At 36.9% G+C, this 2,113-nt stretch carries 2 protein-coding genes; one reads left to right on the top strand and one right to left on the bottom strand.

Annotation, left to right across the window (positions count from 1 at the left end; all coding sequences use genetic code 11):
• Window positions 1–1,238, top strand: a 1,238-nt coding sequence (locus AB1414_19760; GenBank protein ID MEW6609650.1) for a T9SS type A sorting domain-containing protein, incomplete at its 5' end; no start/stop codon positions are given.
• A 46-nt stretch (window positions 1,239–1,284) separates the two neighbouring features.
• Here the strand turns inward: AB1414_19760 and AB1414_19755 are convergent.
• A partial coding sequence (locus AB1414_19755) for an Rpn family recombination-promoting nuclease/putative transposase (protein MEW6609649.1) occupies window positions 1,285–2,113 on the bottom strand: 829 nt, incomplete at its 5' end.

Below are 2,113 nucleotides of genomic sequence, written 5' to 3'. Positions count from 1 at the left end.
TCATAAAGGAAAATGAAAATGATAACGATTATACAGATGGGGTAATTTACGGGATTTATGATGTTAGATATTCTTATGCCAGTGATGCGTATAGCTATCGCTTTGAGGCTAAAAACAATAATAATGTTGAGGCAATAGGTGAGGCAACAACGATTCATTCAGGACCTAAAGTTGAAGGGGTGAATTATTCACCATTACTCCTCTGGACTGGCGAAAGTGATTATACAGATGGTTGTAATCCCGATTCCGGGGCGCCAGATACCCCTTTTACCTTTCATACGGCATATCTGGATATTAATGTTGACCCACCGGCTCCAGACTATCCCGCTGTCCTTATTTATAAAGACGATAAGCCTTATGGAATCGGAACCTACACAATGGATTATGTCAATGGAAGTTATTTTAAAGGAGCTACTTATTCCAAAACCATCTTTTTAAATGCTACGGGAACCTATAAATATAAGTTTTATGCTAAGGATAATAAAGGGGAAGAGGCAAGAGGACCATTTACTATTCTGAGAGTGGGACCAAAGGTCAGTCATACCCCAAAGTTAGAATGGGCTGGACAGACAGGTTTCCAAACCGACGGATTAGAGCCACATGAAGGTATTGTTCGAGAGACATATTTTACATTTAAAGTAAAATATAAAGATGAAGATGGCGATGCACCTTTGGCTGACTATCCTAAGATTTGTATTCTTAATAATGATAAGTTAGTCGGAAAGGCTAAAATGGTGGTTGAATCCGGAAATGATTTCAAGACTGGCAAGATTTATTTTTGTATCTTTAGACTAAATGAGGTAAGTGATAAATACGAGTATTACTTTGAGGCAAAGGATGCAATGGGTGTAGCTGCTACAGGGACACCAACCTATGAACATCCAGGTCCAACGGTGAAAGAAAAACCTCCTTCTTCCCCACAATTTGACCCATTACAAACCCTTGAGTTTCTTGAGATATTCAACTATCCAAATCCGCATACCGGGAAAACCACGATTTGTGCCAGGACTAATTTGAATAATGTGCCAGTAACGATGCAAGTTGAGGTATTCAACATTATTGGCGAACTTATCTGGCAAATAGAGAAAAACATAGATGTGGATAACGACGGCATCGCCCGAATTGAGTGGAATAGCCAAAATGAGCACATAGCCAGCGGTATTTACATTTATAAACTCAGGCTAATCTATAACGGTAAAACACTGCAAAAAATAAACAAGATGGGAATAACACGCTAAAATTAACCAACCACACAGACTTAAAAAAAAGTCTGTGTGAAGATATTTAATTAATACTCTTGATTTCCTCTATTGTTAATTCCGTTACCTGTGATATTTTTTCAACTTTTTCGCCTAATTTCAAAAGACTTTTCGCTACCTCTATTTTGCCTTGTTGTATTCCTTGTTGTAATCCTTGTTGTAATCCTTGTTGTAACCCTTCTTGTCTTCCTTCTTGTCTTCCTTCTTGTTTTCCTTCTTGTCTTCCTTGTTGTCTTCCTTGTTGTATTCCTTGTTGTATTCCTTGTTGTATTCCTTGTTTTAACCCTCGTTTTATTCCTCGTTGTATTCCTTGTTCTATTCCTTGTTTTAACCCTTGTTTTAAGGCGAATTCTATAGCACCTCTTTGCATTCGGATAAAATCATGCCGCTTATATTGAATTTCTAACTCCTTTTCACTCATCCCCGCAGTATTGGCTATTTCAAATGCCTCCTTTATTTCTACCTCTTTAAGTAAGGTCTCTGGAGTATATTCAAGTTTACCTGCATTCTTTATAAAATATATCCATTTATCTTTGATTGAATCCAGTTCATCCTCATTCTTCTTGAATTTGGGCAATTCGATAAAAACAAGTTCGATTTCATCATTGTATTTAATTAAAGTCTCCTTTTCAATGAGATTGAAATAGGTGATAACCTTATCTACATCCTCGAACATGATAAAGTCCGTAATGGTTAAAGCAATAATAGGTTCAAGACTGGTAAATGTCTCTGTCTCTTTTAGCTGAGCTGAATATGTCTTAGCCGCATTATATAAAATCCTTTTCTCAAACCCTTCTACATTCAAAACCTGCATCTCGATAATGACATTCTTCTGGTTTGAGAGTTTGGCTTTA

This window comes from bacterium, assembly GCA_040755795.1.
GTDB lineage: Bacteria > UBA9089 > CG2-30-40-21 > CG2-30-40-21 > SBAY01 > JBFLXS01.
This window is presented reverse-complemented; position numbering and strand designations above follow the sequence as displayed.